We start from the raw sequence: 16,782 nt of genomic DNA, 5'->3' as shown, positions 1-16,782 counted from the left end.
GACCTCGGCGACTAGGCTCGGACCGGTGCATCTGCCCCACCTCCTCGCCGACCTCGACGACGTCCCCGCCGACCTGCACGACGAGGCGGTGTTCGACGCGTTCGTGGCGTGGGCCGCCGACCGGGGGCTGACGCCGTACCCGGCGCAGGAGGAGGCCGTCCTCGAGATCGCCGCCGGCAGCCACGTGATCCTGGCCACCCCCACCGGCTCCGGCAAGTCCCTCGTGGCGCTGGGGGCCCACTTCTCGGCGATGGCACGAGGTGTCCGTAGCTACTACACCGCCCCCATCAAGGCGCTCGTCAGCGAGAAGTTCTTCGCCCTGTGCGAGGTCTTCGGCGCCGAGAACGTGGGCATGCTCACCGGCGACGCCTCGGTCAACGCCGACGCCCCCATCGTCTGCGCCACCGCCGAGATCGTCGCCAACATCGCCCTGCGAGAGGGGTCGGCCGCCGACATCGGCCAGGTGGTGATGGACGAGTTCCACTACTACTCCGAGCCGGACCGCGGGTGGGCCTGGCAGGTGCCGCTCATCGAACTGCCCGACACGCAGTTTCTGCTCATGTCCGCGACCCTCGGGGACGTCGACTGGTTGCGGGAGGACCTGCGTCGGCGCACGGGTCGGGAGTGCGTGCACATCGGCGGCACCGAACGCCCCGTCCCCCTGTCGTTCGAGTACGAGCTCAGCGGCGTCCACGAGACGGTGGAACTGCTCCTCCGTGACGGCAAGGCCCCCGTCTACATCGTCCACTTCACCCAGGCCGCCGCACTCGAACAGGCCCAGGCGTTGACCTCGCTCTCGGTGGCGACCAAGGAGCGCAAGGCCGCGGTCTCCGAGGAGATCGGCGGGTTCCGGTTCAGCACCGCGTTCGGCCGCACCCTGCGCAAACTCCTGCTCCACGGGATCGGCGTCCACCACGCGGGCATGCTCCCCAAATACCGGCGGCTGGTGGAGCGGCTGGCGCAGGACGGCCTGCTCACCGTCATCTGCGGTACGGACACCCTCGGCGTCGGGATCAACGTGCCCATCCGGACCGTGCTGTTCACCGGCCTGACCAAGTTCGACGGCCGTCGTCAGCGGGTCCTCAAGGCCCGCGAGTTCCACCAGATCGCGGGCCGTGCCGGTCGGGCCGGGTTCGACACCGAGGGGTTCGTGGTGGTGCTCGCCCCCGAGCACGAGATCGAGAACGCCAAGGCCGCCGCGAAAGCCGCCGCCAACCCCAAGAAGAAGGCCAAGGCCGGCAAGAAGAAGCCCCCCGAGGGGTTCGTCAACTGGTCCCGGTCCACCTTCGACAAACTCGTCGGCGCCCAGCCCGAGCAGCTCACCAGCCGCTTCGAGGTGAGCAACTCGATGTTGCTCAACATCATCTCCCGTCCCGGCAGTTGCTACGAGCACATGCGACACCTGCTGCTGTCCTCTCACGAGACCCGCGCGCGCATCCGCCAACACGTGCTGCGCGCGATCGAGTTGTTCCGAGGGCTGGAGGCCGCCGGGATCGTGGAACGGCTCCCGGAGCCCGACGGCGACGGGCGGCACGTCCGGCTGACGGTGGACCTCCAACGGGATTTCGCGCTGAACCAGCCGCTGGCGCCGTTCGCGATCGCCGCGATGGAGGTGCTCGACCCGGAGTCCCCCACCCCCGAGCTGGACCTGGTCTCGGTGATCGAGGCCGTGCTCGACGATCCCCGGCCGATCCTGTACGCCCAGCAGCGCCAGGCCCGTGGGGAGGCGATCGGGGCGCTCAAGGCCGACGGGGTCGAGTACTCCGAGCGCATGGAGTTGGTCGAGGACATCTCGTGGCCCAAGCCGCTCGGGGACCTCATCGCCGACGCCTACGACGCCTACCGCGCAGGGCATCCGTGGGTCGCCGGGATCGAACCGTCACCGAAATCGGTCATCCGGGAGATGGTCGAACGGGGCATGACGTTCTCGGACCTCGTCTCGGCCTACGGGCTCGGCCGCTCCGAGGGAGCCGTCCTGCGCTACCTCACCGACGCCTACCGGGCACTGCGCCAGACCGTCCCCGCCGACCGACGCTCCGAGGAGTTCGAGGACCTGGTCGAGTGGCTGGGCGAACTGGTCCGACAGGTGGACTCGAGCCTGCTGGACGAGTGGGAGCTCCTCACCGACCCGGATGTGTCGTCCGCCCAGGTCGCGGAGCTCGCGTTCGGTGAGTCCGCCGGGAACACCAGGCCCGTCACCGCGAACAGGCGCGCGTTCCGCGTGATGGTGCGCAACGCGATGTTCCGCCGCGTCGAACTGCTCTCGCGCGACGACATCGAGCGGTTGGCGGAACTTGACGCCGACGTGCCCGACCACCCCGACTGGGACTCGGAGATCGACGCCTACTGGGACGAGTACGACGCCATCGGAACCGGGCCGGCGGCCCGTGGCCCCGCACTGTTCACGGTCACCGAGTCGGGCCCCGGCGTGGAGACCAATACGTGGCGGGTCCGTCAGGTGCTCGACGACCCGGAGGGCGACCACGGTTGGGCGATCGAGGGTGTGGTGGACCTGGCGGCCTGCGACGAGGCGGGCGAGGTGCGTTTCGCCTCCCTCGCCCTCCACGGGTGAACCCGCCCACGCCCTGGAACCGGCTCTCGGGGCCCGGGTCCGTACGATGTCCGACGGACCCGGACCCGACCGATGGAGGACAGCTGTGACCCCCCGCATCCTGTACAAGAGGCTCGCGTTGGCGGAGGTGGTCACCTGGACGCTCCTGATCCTCGGCATGATCGGCAAGTACGCCTTCGGGTTCGACTGGGCCACCATGGTCGGCGGCAGCGTCCACGGGTTCGTGTTCCTCTGCTACGCCGTCGCCACCGTCGCGGTGTGGACCGACAAGCGGTGGGGCGCCGGAACCGGGGTCCTCGGTCTGGCCTCCGCCGTGATCCCCTATGCGACCGTCCCGTTCGAGCGGTCGGTGGAGCGTCGTGGACTGCTCGACGGCCCGTGGCGGGTCGGCCCGGAGGGCGACGCCCCGCGTACGCTCCCGGAGCGCGTGCTGGCCTTCGCGGTGCGGTCGCCCGCCCTCGCGTTGGTGGCGACGCTCGTCGTGGTGGCGATCGTGTTCTCGCTGTTGCTGATGGCCGGCCCGCCGACCGAGTGGTTCTCGTGACCCCCACCCGCGAACCCGGCCGCCGGGAGTTGAACAAGGCCGACAAGCAGCGGCGCATCCACGCGGCCGCCCGCGACCTGTTCACCCGTCGCGGCTACTCCTCGGTGACCACCCAGGAGGTCGCCGATCTGGCCGAGGTCGGGACGGGGACGCTGTTCCGGTACGCGCAGTCCAAGGGCGAACTGTTGTGCATGGTCGCCAACGACGAGTTCCGCGCGATGGTCGAGACCGTCCCGGCCACCGGCGACCCGGTGAACGATCTCGTCACCCTGTGCGAACCTCTCCTGGTGGCGCTCGACAGGCAGCCGGAGAACATCGCGGCGTACCACCGCGAGACGCTGTTCGGGGAGCCCGGGCCGCACCGCGCGGAGGCGCAACGCATCCTCGGAGAGCTTCGCGACCTCATCGCCGGCGTCCTCGCAGGTCACTCGGGCACCTCCGCGACCGCGGACGACCTCGCCGGTCCGGCCCAGACCGTGTTCGACGTGCTCTACATGACCATCGTGCGGTGCGGGGTGGAGCGCTCCCCCGTCAGCGACAGCCGCGGGACTGTCACCGAGCAGGTCCGCCACGTGCTCTACGGCGTCCTGCCTCCGGCCGCCACGGGTTCCGACTGACCACACCCACCCCGGTGTGGGGCGCGCCACCGCGTCGGGCGAGACTGACAGCATGACCGAGGTTGACCAGAGCACCGCCCGCCCCGTCAAGGACGCCTCCACCGTGATGGTGATCCGCGATTCCACCGCCGGCCCGGAGGTGTTCGTCGCCCGCCGCGTCAAGGGTATGGCGTTCGCCGGTGGGATGACCGTCTTCCCGGGTGGAGGGGTGGACGCCGCCGACGACGACCCCGACCTCGCGTGGACGGGCCCGGCCCCCACCTGGTGGGCCGAGCGCCTCGGGTGCGACGAGCCGCGGGCCCGCCGGCTGGTCTGCGCCGCCGCCCGGGAGACGTTCGAGGAGTGCGGTGTCCTGTTGGCGGATCACCTCGACGGAGCCGCGGTCTCGGATGCCGGCAGGTACCACTCGGCCCGGGCCGAGCTCGAAGCCCACGAATTGTCGTTCAGCGGCTTCCTGGAGCGGGAGGAGCTCTCGCTGGCCGCCGGCCGTCTCCGTCCGTTCGACCACTGGATCACTCCCGAGGTCGAGAAGCGCCGGTACGACACCCGGTTCTTCCTCGCCGCACTGCCGGGCGGGCAGGAGCCGGACGACCTGACCACCGAGGTGGACCTGACCATGTGGGCCCGCCCCGTGGACCTGCTGGCGGACTTCCGTACGGGCCACTCGATGCTGCTGCCGCCCACCTGGACCCAGCTACGCCACCTCGCCGAGTTCGCTGACGTCGACTCCGCACTGGCCGCGTCCCGGACCATCGCGCCGATCCAACCGGAGATCATCGAGCACCGCGGCGGCATCAGGGTCGGGTTCGACGGCTCCGACGAGTACTGGTCGGACTATCAGGCAGGGCATCCGCCGACCGGGAACTGATCGGCGCGCGCCGGGACCCGTGCGCCGGACCCTGTCGAACCGCTCACGGAGACGGTGGCTCGGTGGTTGACTGCCTTGCATGCCGGCATTCGAGTTCGACGTGGACGCGTCGATCGCGGCCGGGTGGGACCGTTTCGCCTCCCACCTGGCCGATCTCCTGCGCGACCTGGTCCCCGGCGCGATCTTCGACCTGGCGGTACCCGTCCTCGGTGCGCCCTCCGCGCACACGCCGTACATCCGGTTCACCGCCGTCGCCTCCGGGCGGGTCGACGCCGAGGTCTCCGGCGGCGGTTCTGAGGACACCCCCACCCCCCTGCGCCCCGCGCAACTGGCGCAGCTCTCGGCCCTCGGATGGCAGGCCGCCGACACGGGTCGTGAACCGGATCCCGCCGCCGGCCCACGTGTCAGCCTGACGACGGACCGGGCCCGCGAGCTGTCCCACCTCGTCGCCGGGACCCTGGAACAGGTGTTCGGGATCCGACACCCGGTGTTCCTGCACGATGTCACCGACTCCGATCCGGATGACCTCGTCGGCGCGCGTCCGGTCGAGCCCGGGCCTCCGGACGGGGACCCGGACGGGGACCCGTCCGACGCCGGGAGCCCCCCGGGCGGCGAGGACGACTTCCGCCCGCAGCCGATCACCGATCCGGACCAGGCGACCCGGGCTGTGGAAGCGGCCCTCACCGAGGTCTACCGGCGGCGCGTCCGGGCCGACGAGCACGATGTCTTCACCGTCCCCGCCGGGTGCGTCCTGCTCTTCGTGCGCGCGCACCGTTCCCTGCCGCTCATCGTGTTCCGCAGTCCGCTGGTGTCGGCGGTGGAGGACGCGGCCGCCGCGGAGACCGAGGTCGCGATCCTCAACCGCGACTCCTTGTGGTGCCGGTACGTCTTCGACGGCGAGGCGATCACCGCCGAGTCGGAGTTCGTCGACCGGGTGTTCGTGCCGGTCAACTTCAAGATCCAGCTGGCCGAGATCTCCGCGGAGCTCGATGACGTCTACCCGGACCTCGTACGCCGGGTCGCGGGCAAACACTCGCGGGACCTGCGAGCCTCCGATGACCCCGACCCCGACGGGCCGTAGGATCAGGGACTGCCGGGACCGGCCCGGCGCACGATCCCGCCACAGGAGCGCCCCTATGCGTCGCGCCGCCCTCGCCGCCGTGGTCACGGCGGCGACCGTGTTGACCAGTGCCTGCTCTCCGTCGCTCCTCGGCGACGACGACGAACGCGCCGTGCCCGTCCCCACCGCCGAGCCCAGCGGCCCGCTGCCCTCATCCCAGCAGTTCGACCGCCCGTTCCCCGTCTCGGGCGATCTGTGGGACGCCACCGTCACCGTGTCGAACCTGCGGATCGAGCCGTCCTCCGCGTACTCGGACGCCGTGCTGGTGGTGGATGTCCGTGCCGTGCAGTCGTCCGGGCAGCCCGAGCTGGGTCCGGCCGACTTCTCCGCCTTCGACCCCTCGGGACGACCCTTCGAGCGGATCCAGAACCCCGCGGGAATCGTCGACGACCCGCTGGTCCCCTCGGTCCTGGCCACCCCCGGCGAGGAGATCCGGGGAATGGTGGCCTGGACGGTGCCCCGCGGTGTCAGGATCGGCCGGATCGATGTGACCACCCCCGGCACGATCGGTTCGTTCATCGTGACCCGCCAGCCGGACGACCCCGCCCGGTCCTAGTCGCCCGCGGGATCCGACCCCGTCAGGTACGTCCAGCGCCCGCCCCTGCGCTCGAACAGCGACCGTTCCCGCATCACGGTCGGGCCCTCCGGGCCGGTGTACCGCGCTTCGAACTCGACCACCCCGTCGTCGTCGCCCTCATCTCCGGCGACCACCTCCACGACGGTGAGCCCGGTCCACTCCACGTCGGATGCCTCGACCGTCGGCGGTCTGGTCCGGGGATGCCACGTGCGCCAGAGATGGTCCGTGTGCCCCAGCACGAACGCCGTGTACCGCGACCGCATCAGCCGCTCGGCCGTGCGCGCGGGTAGGCCGTCCTCGACGAACGGACCGCAGCACGTCCCGAACCCGTCCCCACTGCCACACGGGCATGCGCTCATCGGTCCACTCCGTTCCCCCTGCGATCCGATCCCCTCAGGCTACCGCCGCCGCACCGGGCGGCCACCGACCCGCCCAGCCCCGCCACCGGACGCCGCCCGCCTACCCCCGGCCTTCCCGGCGGTCTATCCTCGCTGGTGACATGACTGGTTTCGCTTCCCTCCGCTCGCTCACGCGACGCCGCCCGGACCCCGACCTCGCACCCCTTCGCGTGCGCTCCTGCCGCGACCTGTGCAATTGGAACGAGACCCCGGTCGAACGTCGGGGAGAGCCGCTGTTCGCGTGCCGCGGATGCGGATCCCAGTGGGTCCCGAGTGAACCGTGGACCCCGCGCGAGGCCACCGGGGAGATCCCCCGGGCCGTCCTGGACCTCCTCCGGTCCGGCGACTGACCACCCGGGGTACGACGTCACCGTCCGCTATAGAGTCGGACCATGACAACGACCCCTCTGTCCCCCCTCTCGTCCGCCGGCGCCGGGACCGTCGACGCGATCCTGCGACGGTCCGCCTCCCGGTTCCCCGACCGGGTCGCCCTGACCTTCGCCGACCGTCGCTGGACCTACGCCGAACTCGACACCGCGGTCGACCGGGTCGCCTCCCTGCTCGCCGCTCGGGGGCTCGACGACGGTGCGCGGATCGCCGCCTACGGGGTCAATTCGGACGCCTACCTCATCGGCTTCCTCGCGACCTCACGGGCGGGGTACACCCACGTCCCGGTGAACTACGCCCTGACGGGCGGAGAGCTCGAGTACCTCCTGACGGATTCCGGCGCCTCACTCGTGCTGGTCGACCCCGCACAGGCGCCGACCCTCGAGACCGTCGTCCAGACCCTGCCGTCGCTGCAGACGCTCGCGCTGCAACCCGCCGCCGGGGACCCCGCCGACGGCACGCTGCTGGGCGCGGCAGTGGATCGGGGCGAGGCCCGGCCCGTCGACTCCCCCGCATCCGGGAGCGACCTCGCGCAGCTCCTGTACACCTCGGGCACCACCTCGCGGCCCAAGGGCGCGATGATGACGCACGCGGCACTGGCGCACGAGTACGTCAGCTGCATCCTCTCCCTCGACCTCGCCGCGGATGACGCACCACTGGTGACGATGCCGCTGTACCACTCCGCGGCCATGCACGTGTTCGCGATGCCGTACCTCTCGCTGGGGGCGACGGTGCACCTGATGGCCGCGCCCGACATCCCGGAGATCCTCCGGCGCGTCGAGGAGGACGGGATCGGGTCGCTGTTCCTCGCACCGACGGTCTGGGTTCCGCTGGCCTCCCACCCCGACCTCGACACGCGTGACCTGTCGAGCCTGCGCAAGGCCCAGTACGGCGCGTCGATCATGCCGGTCACCGTGCTGCAGCGCCTGCGCGACAAGTACCCCGAGCTCGGGTTCTACAACTGCTTCGGGCAGTCCGAGATCGGGCCGCTGGCGTGCGTCCTGCGTCCCGAGGAGCACGATGCACGCCCGGCCAGTGCCGGCCGTCCCGTCTTCTTCGTCGAGGCGCGCGTCGTCGACGAGAGCGGCGCGGAGGTCGCGGCCGGCGAGCAGGGTGAGATCGTCTACCGCTCCCCGCAACTGTGCCAGGGGTACTGGAACAAGCCCGAGGCCACGCAGGAGGCGTTCCGCGACGGGTGGTTCCACTCCGGGGACCTCGTGGTGCGTGACCCGGAGGGGTTCGTCGAGGTGGTCGACCGGATCAAGGACGTCATCAACACCGGCGGTGTCCTGGTGGCCTCCCGCGAGGTGGAGGACGCCGTGTACCGGGACGAGCGGGTCGCCGAGGTCGCCGTGATCGGCACCCCGGATCCCAAGTGGATCGAGGCGGTGACCGCGGTCGTCGTCCTCAAGGACGGAGCTCACGCCACGGAGGACGAGATCGTCGCGGGCACGCGCGAGCACCTCGCCCCGTTCAAGGTGCCCAAGCGGGTGGTGTTCGTCGATGAACTGCCCCGCAACCAGTCCGGAAAGCTCCTCAAGCGGGAGTTGCGGCAGGACTGACACGCCTCGGGGCGGTCAGGCGATCCGGGCCAGGACCTCGCGTGCCACCAACGCGGGGGTCCTGTTCCGGTATCCAGTGGCCGAGGTCATCGAGCGGGACGAAACGGTACTCGGCCGTCACCCGCTCCGCCGTCGCGTCGGCCCCGCTGCGCGCGACCGCGGGATCCTGCCCGCCCCACAGGAAGGTGGTGGGGACGGTGACGTCGGGGAGGTCATACCGCCGCATCGCGCGGTACCAGTGCAGGGCTGCGGTCAGGGCCGAGCGCTCCCCGAGCACCTCGAGATGCCGGTCCACCAGATCCGGCGGTACCTGCCCGCCGAACATGGCGCGCAGTCGGTGGGCATCTCCCTCGAGGAGCACGTCCTCGGCCTTGCCCTCCTGTCGGAACAATCCGAAGTACGCCGACCGGGCCTGCTGATCGGGATCCGTCCCGATCGCGTCGGAGAACGCCGCGAGATGCGGGATCGAGATGGCCGTGAGGCTGGCGACCCGATCCGGATGGTGGGCGGCCAACCACCATGCCACGGACGCCCCCCAGTCATGACCCACCACGTGGACACGCTCGAGCCCCAGACCGTCCGCCACGGCGAGGGCGTCAGCCGACAGGTGCTCGATGGCATAGTCCGCCACATCGTGCGGACGCGCTCCGGGCGAGTATCCACGCTGCATGGGGGCCACCACCCGGACCCCCTGAGTCACCAGGTCCGCGGCGACGCGTTCCCATTCCCACGCCGACTCGGGGAAGCCGTGCAGGGCCAACACCGTCCGCACCGGTGCAGTGTCGGCCGCGTGGCCGTCCGGCTCCCACACCAGGACGTCGAGGGTGCCTGCCGGGACGTCCACGGTCGTTCTCCGGGGTTCCATGGAGCGGACCCTAGCGCGCCACCGGGTCAGCGCGGGCGGGTTCCCCGATGCGTCCGGGCGGACGCGCTCGAGCAGCCGGCCGGCGCCCGCCGGTCGTGCCACTCCCGGACGAGCCACATCTCGATAACCAGCGGGTCGACGGCCGCCTCGCGCACCCACGCGGCGACCACGTCCAGGTATCGCTGGTAGCGCCGGGGGGTCAGCCGGGCGGCCGAGTCGATCTCGGTCCAGCCGGCGTGGATCAGGGTGCCGATCCCCGCCGGATCGACCGGCACGATATGCGGCGCCGACCAGGCCATGCCCAACGACGACAGGTACAGCGATGCCAGGGGATACCCCAGGTCCGGAACGCCGCGCCCCGCTCTGCCGGCGGGAGCTCCGTGCCGCAGGAGGTTCATCGCCTCAACCGGCGCGTCGAGCCAGTCCACCACCTCGTGCAGCACGAGTGGGTATCCGTGGGAGGAGACCGATACCCGACCGTGCCGGTCCCGCTCGGCTACCCGGAAGTCCGGCAGCCCGCGCCGCACCCCCGATCGCGACGGGTGGCCGGACAGCCAGGCGGCGCACATGTAGAGCGCCACCACGGATTCCTCGAGACTGCCCCGGGCGCGCCGACCCGCCGCCCACAGGTCGCTCCTGCGGAGGTACCCGGACCCGGACTCGACCCGCCCGCCGTCGAGGCCACCGGCGACCAGGCGGAGGTCGACGCCCTTCTCTGCGAGGCGCAGGTTCCACAGGTCCAGATCGATCCCGACGTACTCGTCGGCGACCAGCAGCGCGGGAGGCTGCGCGCGGCACCACTCGCGGCAGGCCGCGGGGAGTGCGGGGATCGGGTGGGGTCCGGTCGTCGTCATGCCCCGTACCGTGTCATGCGGGTACGACAACACCGGACCCCGGCGCCGGTTCAGTCCTGTGCGAACGCGTCCAACGGCGGGCACGAGCAGACCAGGTTGCGGTCGCCGTAGGCCCCGTCGATCCGGCGGACGGCCGGCCACACCTTCGGGCGCCAGGTCGACCCCAGGGGGTACCCCGCGACGCTGCGCGGGTAGGCGTGCGTCCACTCGTCGGCGGACACGCTCTCGGCCGTGTGGGGCGCGCCCCTGAGCGGGTTGTCGTCCACGGTCCACTCACCGTCGGAGACGCGGTCGATCTCGGAGCGTATGGCCGCCATCGCATCACAGAACGCGTCCAGTTCGGACAGGTCCTCGCTCTCGGTCGGCTCGACCATGAGCGTGTTGGGCACCGGGAAGCTCATGGTGGGCGCGTGGAAGCCGTAGTCGGCGAGACGCTTCGCGACGTCGTCGATCGAGATGCCGACCGAGTCGATGAGCGGGCGCAGGTCGAGGATGCACTCGTGGGCGACCCACCCGCCGTCACCGGAGTACAGCACCGGGAAGTGCTCCCCGATACGCCGGGCCAGATAGTTCGCGCTGGCGATGGCGGTGAGCGTGGCCCGGCGCAGTCCGTCGGCCCCCATCATCCGCACGTACGCCCACGTGATGGGCAGGATCGACGCGGAGCCGAACGCGGCCGAGGAGACCACGCCACCCGCGCCCAGGCCGTCCTCGTGGGGATGCCCGGGCAGGAAATCGCGCAGGTGCTCGGCCACCGCGACGGGGCCGACGCCCGGTCCACCGCCACCGTGGGGGATACAGAAGGTCTTGTGCAGGTTGAGGTGGCTCACGTCGCCCCCGAACCGGCCCGGGCGCGCGACCCCGACCAGCGCGTTGAGGTTGGCCCCGTCGATGTAGACCTGACCCCCGGCATCGTGGACGATCGCGCAGATCTGCTCGATGTCGTGCTCGTACACGCCGTGTGTGGACGGGTAGGTGATCATGATCGCCGACAGTTCGGCGCCGTACTTGTCCACCTTCGCGCGCAGGTCGTCCACGTCGACGTCGCCGTTCTCACGGCACGCCACCACGACGACCTTCATCCCGGCCATGACCGCGGAGGCGGCATTGGTGCCGTGCGCGGACGACGGGATGAGGCAGACCGTCCGGTCCTCCTCCCCGCGCGATCGGTGGTAACCGCGGATCGCGAGGAGTCCGGCGTACTCGCCCTGGCTACCGGCGTTGGGCTGCAGACTGACCGCCGCGTACCCGGTGATGTCGACGAGCCACTGCTCGACATCCGCGACGAGTTCGCGGAGTCCGGCGCTCTGGTCCGCCGGGGCGAACGGGTGGAGTCGGTTGAACTCCGGCCACGTGATGGGCTCCATCTCGGTGGTGGCGTTGAGCTTCATCGTGCACGAGCCCAGTGGGATCATGGTCCGGTCCAGCGCCATGTCCTTGTCCGAGAGCGCTCGCAGGTATCTCAGCATCGCGGTCTCGGTCCGGTACCGCACGAACGCCTCGTGCTGGAGGAACTCGCTCGTGCGATCCCCGTGGCCCGGATCCACCGAGATCTCGACGGCCCCGACGGCACCTGCGCCGAATGCCTCGAGCACGACCCCGACGTGCTCGGCGGTGGTGGCCTCGTCACACGCGATCGACACGGAGTCGTCGTCGACCTTCCACAGATTGACCCCACGCTCGGCGGCGGCGGCCAGTACCTCATCAGCGCGTCCCGGTACACGGGTCAGGACCGTGTCGAAGAACGCGTCGTGGACCACCTCGACCCCGGCCGAGCGCAGTCCCCGGGCGAGAGCATCGGCGTGGGCGTGCACCCGGCGGGCGATCGCCGAGAGACCGTCGGCGCCGTGATAGGACGCATACATCGCGGCCAGGACCGCCAGGAGGACCTGGGCGGTGCAGATGTTGGACGTCGCCTTCTCACGACGGATGTGCTGCTCACGGGTCTGGAGGGCGAGACGGTACGCGACCCGTCCGTCGGCGTCTGTCGACACCCCGACCAGACGACCCGGCAGGTTGCGGGCGTGCGCGCTGCGGCACGCGAGGAAACCGGCGTGCGGCCCGCCGAAGCCCATCGGGACCCCGAAGCGCTGGGTGGTGCCGAAGCACGCGTCCGCGCCCTTCTCCCCCGCGGGGGTCAGGACCGTCGCCGCCAGCAGGTCGACACCCGCGGCGACCATGGCGCCCCGCTCGTGGCACTGCTCGATGAGCCCGGACACGTCGGCGACACGACCGGACGCGCCGGGGGTCTGCACGAGCGCCCCGAAGAACTCTCCCTCGGGCAGGCCGTCGTCCACCAGGTTCGCGGTGACGATCTCGATGCCCAGGGGCTCGGCGCGGGTGGCGAGGATCGCCGCGGTCTGGGGGAAGATGTCGACGTCGACGGCGAAGCGGGGGCTCTTGGAGGAGCGGTTGGCCCGTCGCAGCATCGTCATGGCCTCGGCCGCGGCTGTGCCCTCGTCCAGCATGGAGGCGTTCGCCATGTCCATACCGGTCAGGTCGGAGACCATCGTCTGGAAATTCAGGAGCGCCTCGAGACGGCCCTGGCTGATCTCCGGCTGGTAGGGGGTGTAGCCCGTGTACCACGCCGGACTCTCGATGATGTTGCGGATGAGCACCGGCGGGGTGAGCGTGTCGTAGTACCCCTGGCCGATCATCGACACGGCGACGGTGTTGCGGTTCGCGAGTTCACGGAGCGCGGCGAGGGTGTCCGCCTCCGACAGCGGCTCCGGTAGCGCGTCGATCCCCTCAGCACGCCCGTCCGCGCCCACCTCGTCGAGGATGACCGACGGGACGGACCGCTCGGCGAGCTCGTCCAGCGAGCTCACCCCGATGGTGTCCAGGATGCGTTCCAGGCCGTGGGCGTCGGGACCCAGGTGGCGGGCGACGAACTCGCCTCCGGTCCGGGAGATGTCGGGGGTCGTCGTCACAGGTGCTCCTCAGGTGGCGGGGCCGCCCGGACAGGCGGCCTGCGGGCCGGTGCTACCCTCTCCGCTCTGTCCCCTGCCGGACGGGTGCCGGCGCCTGAGAGATTCACCGGACTCGCGAGGCGAGCCCGGCTTTCCCCGTGGGCGGGTGGTCTGTTCCACCGCTCTCCAGAGGCGTTAGGCGACTACACGGTCCGGGTGCCTGAGAGATTCTCGGAGAGGAGTTGCTCCTTCGGCGCCCACGGCCCGTAGGCCGCGGAGCTCTCCCGTGAGTCGCGTGAACGCACGGCCGAGTCTAGACCACCCGAGCCGATCAGCCCGTGCGGCGTGAGGCGCGTGCGCGCCGACGGGCCGCCAGTTCGTCCTCCACCGGCGTCAGGATGTCCTCCTCCGACACCGTCTCGGCGGGGAACTCGGCGATCGAGCCGGCGAGCTCACGCATCGCTCCCCCGATCCCGATCCCGAAGACACCCTGCCCGCCCTGCAGCAGGTCGAACACCTCCTCCTTGGAGGTGCACTCGAACACGGTGCGGCCGTCGGAGAACAGGGTGATGGTCGCCAGATCCTCCACACCACGTGAACGGATCTGGTCCACGGCCTTGCGGATGTTCTGCAGCGAGATGCCGGTGTCGAGCAGCTGCTTGACGATCTTCAGGACGAGGATGTCCTTGAACGAGTACAGGCGCTGGCTACCCGAGCCGGCCGCATTGCGGATCGACGGCACCACGAGGTCGGTGCGTGCCCAGTAATCGAGCTGCCGGTAGGTGATCCCGGCGATCTGGCATGCGATCGGGACCCGGTACCCGCTCGTGCCGTCCGGGATCCCGTCATCGGGGAACAACCCGGGCTGCACCTCGTCGAAGGAAGCCTGGGTGCCCTCTCCTCGGTCCCCGAAGAGACTCTCCGTGTTCGTATCGGCGACGGACGGCTCCGAGACCCGGGTGTGGTCGGCCACGATTGCTCCCTCAAGCTGCGGGTGTCGCCACGATCGTGACGACACGGTACCGGGCGACGAGGCCCGGATCCTGGACGCGTGAACACCATCGGTGTAGTTCACTGAGGGCAACGCTATGCCCGCCGGGGGCCCTGATCAATAGGACACGCGGTAAACCTCAACCTCAAGTTGAAGTTTAGAGTCTGTCCTGACCTGCGAACTGGTATCGGTGTGGCCACTGTGAATGCCAAACTCGCAGGTCGCAGGCGTCAGGACGATGACCCGCCCGGTTCTCTGGGCGCCTCCGGTCCGCCGAGAAAATCGTCAGGGTTCACCTGATCGAGGAACTCCCGGAAGGCTTCGACCTCTTCCTCGCCCTGCTCCACGAGGGAGATCCCCACCTCGTCGAGCACCTCCCGGCTCACGAGTACCGGCGAGGAGGTCCGCAGTGCAACCGCCACCGCGTCGGACGGGCGCGCGGACACCCTCGTGTCGCCGAAGACCAACTCCGCGAAGAACGTCCCCTCGGACACTCCGATGATCTCCACCTGCTCCAGCGGATGCGAGAAGGTGTCCAGTAGCGCGGCCACGAGGTCGTGGGTCAGCGGCCTGCTCGGCCGCACCCCCTGCTGTTGGAGGCTGATCGCCGCGGCTTCGGCCGCCCCGATCCAGATCGGTACGTACCGGCCACCGTCCTTCTCGTGCAGGATCAGTACGGGTGCGTACTCCGGCTCCTCGAAACGGACGCCGACGATGTCGACCTCGCGCATGTTCTTTCCCATGTTCTCCGCCTCTCCCACGTCTCAAGCGTAGCCCCGATCCGGTTCACCGCGAGCGGGCGCTGTCCCTGTCAGGACTCGAGGGCGTGCCTCACGGCGACGGTCACCAGGGTCGAATGGAGCGACACCGACAGTGCCGCGATCTCCCGCGCCAACTCCGCGGCCCGGTCACGGGCATCGGCATCGCCCTGGCGGGCCACCGGGCCGGCGATCTGGGTGATCAAGCCGGTCTGCCGATCCGCCGCCGTGCGGAAACCCCTGAGGTGGCGCACGTCCACCCCGTGCCCGGCCAGATCGTGCGCGGTCCGCGCCACCAGGACCGCTTCCGGGTCGAAGAAGCCGCCGGGCCCCGCCGCGATCAGGCCGGCGTCGATCAAGGCGTCGACCAGTGCGGCGTCCACCCCGGACTGCTCGACCACGTTCTCGCGGGTGAGCCTCTTCAGGGTGTCGCTCCGGAAATCGTCCGGGGCGGAGCCGGGGACGCCGTCCTCACCCGACCGGGGCCGCAGCGCGGTGGTCGACCCGTCGGCGATGCCGGCGTCCAGTGCGTCGAGTTCCTGCCGGATCACCTTGAGCGGCAGGTACCGATCGCGCTGGGCGGTCAGTACGTACCGCAGGCGCTCGCGGTCCTCGACGCTGAACCGCCGGTATCCGCTCGCCGTGCGCTCAGGGGTGACCAGCCCCTCGTTCTCGAGGAACCGGACCTTCGACACCGTCAGGTCCGGGAACTCCGGACTCAGAAGTGCGATGACGCCCCCGATGGAGAGGTACTCCTCCCTCGGGGCGCCCTGTCCGGCGGCGGTCACTGCCCGGGCGTACCCGTCAGGAAGACGAGACGGAACTTGCCGATCTGGACCTCGTCGCCGTTGGACAGCGACGCCGAGTCCACGGGCTCACGATTGACGTAGGTACCGTTCAGCGACCCCACGTCGACGACGGTGAAGGTCTCGCTCTCGCTCCGGAACTCGGCGTGCCGCCGGCTCACCGTCACGTCGTCGAGGAAGATGTCGCTGTCCGGGTGCCGTCCCGCGGACGTGGTGGCCTGGTCGAGCAGGAACCTCGACCCCGCGTTGGGGCCACGCTTGACCACGAGCAGCGCCTGCCCCTCGGGGAGCCCCTCGACACCGGTGACGGCGGAGTCGGACTGGGCCGCCTGCTGGTCGGATTCGTTGAGGAGCTCGGCACGGAACACCGAGGTGGTCTCGGCGGTCGCCTCGGGCATGTTCTTGTTCTCGGTCACGTTCGTATCTCCTCGTCCGAGCCCAGCGGGGGCTCACCGTGCGGTGCTGTTGATTCTATGTCGGAGTCCCCGGTCGCGGGGCCCGGGGGCGGCGACTACCCGCTCAGCCCTCGGTGATCTTGGCGTACCCGTCCGAATCGAGGGTCTGCTCGAGCTGGGACTCCAGGTCGTCCACATCGGCGATCTCGAGGACGACGATCCACCCCTCACCGTACGGATCCGAGTTGACCAGTTCGGGAGACGTCTCGAGGGCGGTGTTGACCTCGACGACCTTGCCGCTCAGTGGCGCGTAGAGGTCGGACACGCTCTTCGGCGACTCGACCTCACCGAAGGGCTCACCCGACTCGGTCTCCCCACCGACGTCCGGGAGTTGGACGAACACGATGTCGCCCAACTTGGACTGCGCGTACTCGGTGATTCCGATGCGCACGCGGGTGTCCGACACCCGCTCCACCCACTCGTGCTCATCGGTGTACCGGAGCTGGTCGGGGATGTTCTGATCGCTCACTGACGCGCCCTTCTCGAGTGGCTCACTTCG

17 protein-coding genes and 1 riboswitch are annotated in these 16,782 nt (G+C 70.4%); of the genes, 8 read left to right on the top strand and 9 right to left on the bottom strand.

Translation table 11 applies throughout. The features are described from left to right. The first annotated feature begins 25 nt into the window (after positions 1-25). From AYO52_RS08345 to AYO52_RS08320, 6 genes are all read left to right on the top strand, one after another. Positions 26-2,572 (top strand): RNA helicase, encoded by a 2,547-nt coding sequence (locus AYO52_RS08345; RefSeq protein WP_067715821.1) that lies wholly within the window; start codon positions 26-28, stop codon positions 2,570-2,572. An 85-nt stretch (positions 2,573-2,657) separates the two neighbouring features. Next, positions 2,658-3,116: a DUF3817 domain-containing protein gene (locus AYO52_RS08340; RefSeq protein ID WP_172812137.1), complete on the top strand. Its 459-nt coding sequence runs from the start codon at positions 2,658-2,660 to the stop codon at positions 3,114-3,116. Beyond that, complete coding sequence (locus AYO52_RS08335) at positions 3,113-3,733, top strand: TetR/AcrR family transcriptional regulator (protein WP_067715815.1); 621 nt, start codon at positions 3,113-3,115, stop codon at positions 3,731-3,733. The genes AYO52_RS08340 and AYO52_RS08335 overlap by 4 nt, the downstream gene beginning before the upstream one ends. Positions 3,734-3,785: 52 nt before the next feature. Next, positions 3,786-4,601 carry an NUDIX hydrolase gene (locus AYO52_RS08330; RefSeq protein ID WP_067715878.1) on the top strand — a complete coding sequence of 272 codons (816 nt, stop codon included), beginning with the start codon at positions 3,786-3,788 and terminating at the stop codon, positions 4,599-4,601. Positions 4,602-4,680: 79 nt separating this feature from the next. Beyond that, the gene (locus AYO52_RS08325; protein ID WP_067715812.1) at positions 4,681-5,682 is read left to right on the top strand and encodes a hypothetical protein; all 1,002 of its coding nucleotides are present in this window, start codon (positions 4,681-4,683) and stop codon (positions 5,680-5,682) included. 55 nt (positions 5,683-5,737) lie between these two features. Further along, positions 5,738-6,277: a hypothetical protein gene (locus tag AYO52_RS08320; protein WP_067715809.1), complete on the top strand. Its 540-nt coding sequence runs from the start codon at positions 5,738-5,740 to the stop codon at positions 6,275-6,277. On the opposite strand, the gene AYO52_RS08315 is transcribed toward AYO52_RS08320, so the two are convergent. Next, positions 6,274-6,657, bottom strand: a complete 384-nt coding sequence (locus tag AYO52_RS08315; protein WP_067715806.1) for a YchJ family protein — start codon at positions 6,655-6,657, stop codon at positions 6,274-6,276. The two genes, AYO52_RS08320 and AYO52_RS08315, sit on opposite strands and share 4 nt — an antisense overlap. 140 nt (positions 6,658-6,797) lie before the next feature. Between AYO52_RS08315 and AYO52_RS08310 the strand changes: the two genes are divergently transcribed. Both AYO52_RS08310 and AYO52_RS08305 read left to right on the top strand, forming a co-directional pair. Beyond that, positions 6,798-7,046, top strand: a complete 249-nt coding sequence (locus tag AYO52_RS08310; RefSeq protein ID WP_120283106.1) for a hypothetical protein — start codon at positions 6,798-6,800, stop codon at positions 7,044-7,046. A 42-nt stretch (positions 7,047-7,088) separates the two neighbouring features. Beyond that, a complete protein-coding gene (locus AYO52_RS08305; protein WP_067715801.1) occupies positions 7,089-8,645 on the top strand; it encodes a fatty acyl-CoA synthetase in 1,557 nt (518 codons plus the stop codon). On the opposite strand, the gene AYO52_RS08300 is transcribed toward AYO52_RS08305, so the two are convergent. From AYO52_RS08300 to gcvH, 8 genes are all read right to left on the bottom strand, one after another. Continuing rightward, a complete protein-coding gene (locus tag AYO52_RS08300) occupies positions 8,620-9,510 on the bottom strand; it encodes an alpha/beta fold hydrolase (RefSeq protein WP_082923882.1) in 891 nt (296 codons plus the stop codon). The two genes, AYO52_RS08305 and AYO52_RS08300, sit on opposite strands and share 26 nt — an antisense overlap. A 26-nt stretch (positions 9,511-9,536) precedes the next feature. Next, positions 9,537-10,364 carry a hypothetical protein gene (locus AYO52_RS08295; RefSeq protein ID WP_067715796.1) on the bottom strand — a complete coding sequence of 276 codons (828 nt, stop codon included), beginning with the start codon at positions 10,362-10,364 and terminating at the stop codon, positions 9,537-9,539. A gap of 50 nt (positions 10,365-10,414) precedes the next feature. Continuing rightward, a complete protein-coding gene (gene gcvP, locus AYO52_RS08290) occupies positions 10,415-13,294 on the bottom strand; it encodes an aminomethyl-transferring glycine dehydrogenase (RefSeq protein ID WP_172812136.1) in 2,880 nt (959 codons plus the stop codon). Between the two features lie 177 nt (positions 13,295-13,471). Beyond that, positions 13,472-13,570: riboswitch (glycine riboswitch) on the bottom strand. 34 nt (positions 13,571-13,604) lie between these two features. Continuing rightward, the gene (locus AYO52_RS08285) at positions 13,605-14,144 is read right to left on the bottom strand and encodes a MerR family transcriptional regulator (RefSeq protein ID WP_235027748.1); all 540 of its coding nucleotides are present in this window, start codon (positions 14,142-14,144) and stop codon (positions 13,605-13,607) included. 350 nt (positions 14,145-14,494) lie between these two features. After that, the gene (locus AYO52_RS08280) at positions 14,495-14,995 is read right to left on the bottom strand and encodes a bifunctional nuclease family protein (RefSeq protein ID WP_096907250.1); all 501 of its coding nucleotides are present in this window, start codon (positions 14,993-14,995) and stop codon (positions 14,495-14,497) included. Positions 14,996-15,075: 80 nt separating this feature from the next. Next, on the bottom strand, positions 15,076-15,810 hold the full coding sequence (locus AYO52_RS08275) for a MerR family transcriptional regulator (protein WP_067715790.1): 735 nt from the start codon (positions 15,808-15,810) through the stop codon (positions 15,076-15,078). Continuing rightward, the gene (locus tag AYO52_RS08270; protein WP_172812138.1) at positions 15,807-16,226 is read right to left on the bottom strand and encodes an FHA domain-containing protein; all 420 of its coding nucleotides are present in this window, start codon (positions 16,224-16,226) and stop codon (positions 15,807-15,809) included. Before AYO52_RS08270 ends, AYO52_RS08275 begins: the two co-directional genes overlap by 4 nt. Positions 16,227-16,347: 121 nt before the next feature. After that, positions 16,348-16,752, bottom strand: a complete 405-nt coding sequence (gene gcvH / locus AYO52_RS08265; protein ID WP_067715784.1) for a glycine cleavage system protein GcvH — start codon at positions 16,750-16,752, stop codon at positions 16,348-16,350. Positions 16,753-16,782: the final 30 nt, after the last annotated feature.

The sequence above is a fragment of the Dietzia sp. 111N12-1 genome (assembly GCF_001658045.1).
Lineage (GTDB): Bacteria > Actinomycetota > Actinomycetes > Mycobacteriales > Mycobacteriaceae > Dietzia > Dietzia kunjamensis.
Note: the sequence above shows the minus strand (reverse complement) of the source record. Positions and strands in the feature narration are given on the sequence as shown.

What these genes read in the sequence shown, in the direction of transcription:
- AYO52_RS08330 (WP_067715878.1), top strand. Translation starts at nt 3,786, where the DNA reads ATGACCGAGGTTGACCAGAGCACCGCCCGCCCCGTCAAGGACGCCTCC.
- AYO52_RS08325 (WP_067715812.1), top strand. Translation starts at nt 4,681, where the DNA reads ATGCCGGCATTCGAGTTCGACGTGGACGCGTCGATCGCGGCCGGGTGG.
- AYO52_RS08320 (WP_067715809.1), top strand. Translation starts at nt 5,738, where the DNA reads ATGCGTCGCGCCGCCCTCGCCGCCGTGGTCACGGCGGCGACCGTGTTG.
- AYO52_RS08315 (WP_067715806.1), bottom strand. Translation starts at nt 6,657, where the DNA reads ATGAGCGCATGCCCGTGTGGCAGTGGGGACGGGTTCGGGACGTGCTGC.
- AYO52_RS08310 (WP_120283106.1), top strand. Translation starts at nt 6,798, where the DNA reads ATGACTGGTTTCGCTTCCCTCCGCTCGCTCACGCGACGCCGCCCGGAC.
- AYO52_RS08305 (WP_067715801.1), top strand. Translation starts at nt 7,089, where the DNA reads ATGACAACGACCCCTCTGTCCCCCCTCTCGTCCGCCGGCGCCGGGACC.
- AYO52_RS08300 (WP_082923882.1), bottom strand. Translation starts at nt 9,510, where the DNA reads ATGGAACCCCGGAGAACGACCGTGGACGTCCCGGCAGGCACCCTCGAC.
- AYO52_RS08295 (WP_067715796.1), bottom strand. Translation starts at nt 10,364, where the DNA reads ATGACGACGACCGGACCCCACCCGATCCCCGCACTCCCCGCGGCCTGC.
- AYO52_RS08280 (WP_096907250.1), bottom strand. Translation starts at nt 14,995, where the DNA reads ATGCGCGAGGTCGACATCGTCGGCGTCCGTTTCGAGGAGCCGGAGTAC.
- AYO52_RS08270 (WP_172812138.1), bottom strand. Translation starts at nt 16,226, where the DNA reads ATGCCCGAGGCGACCGCCGAGACCACCTCGGTGTTCCGTGCCGAGCTC.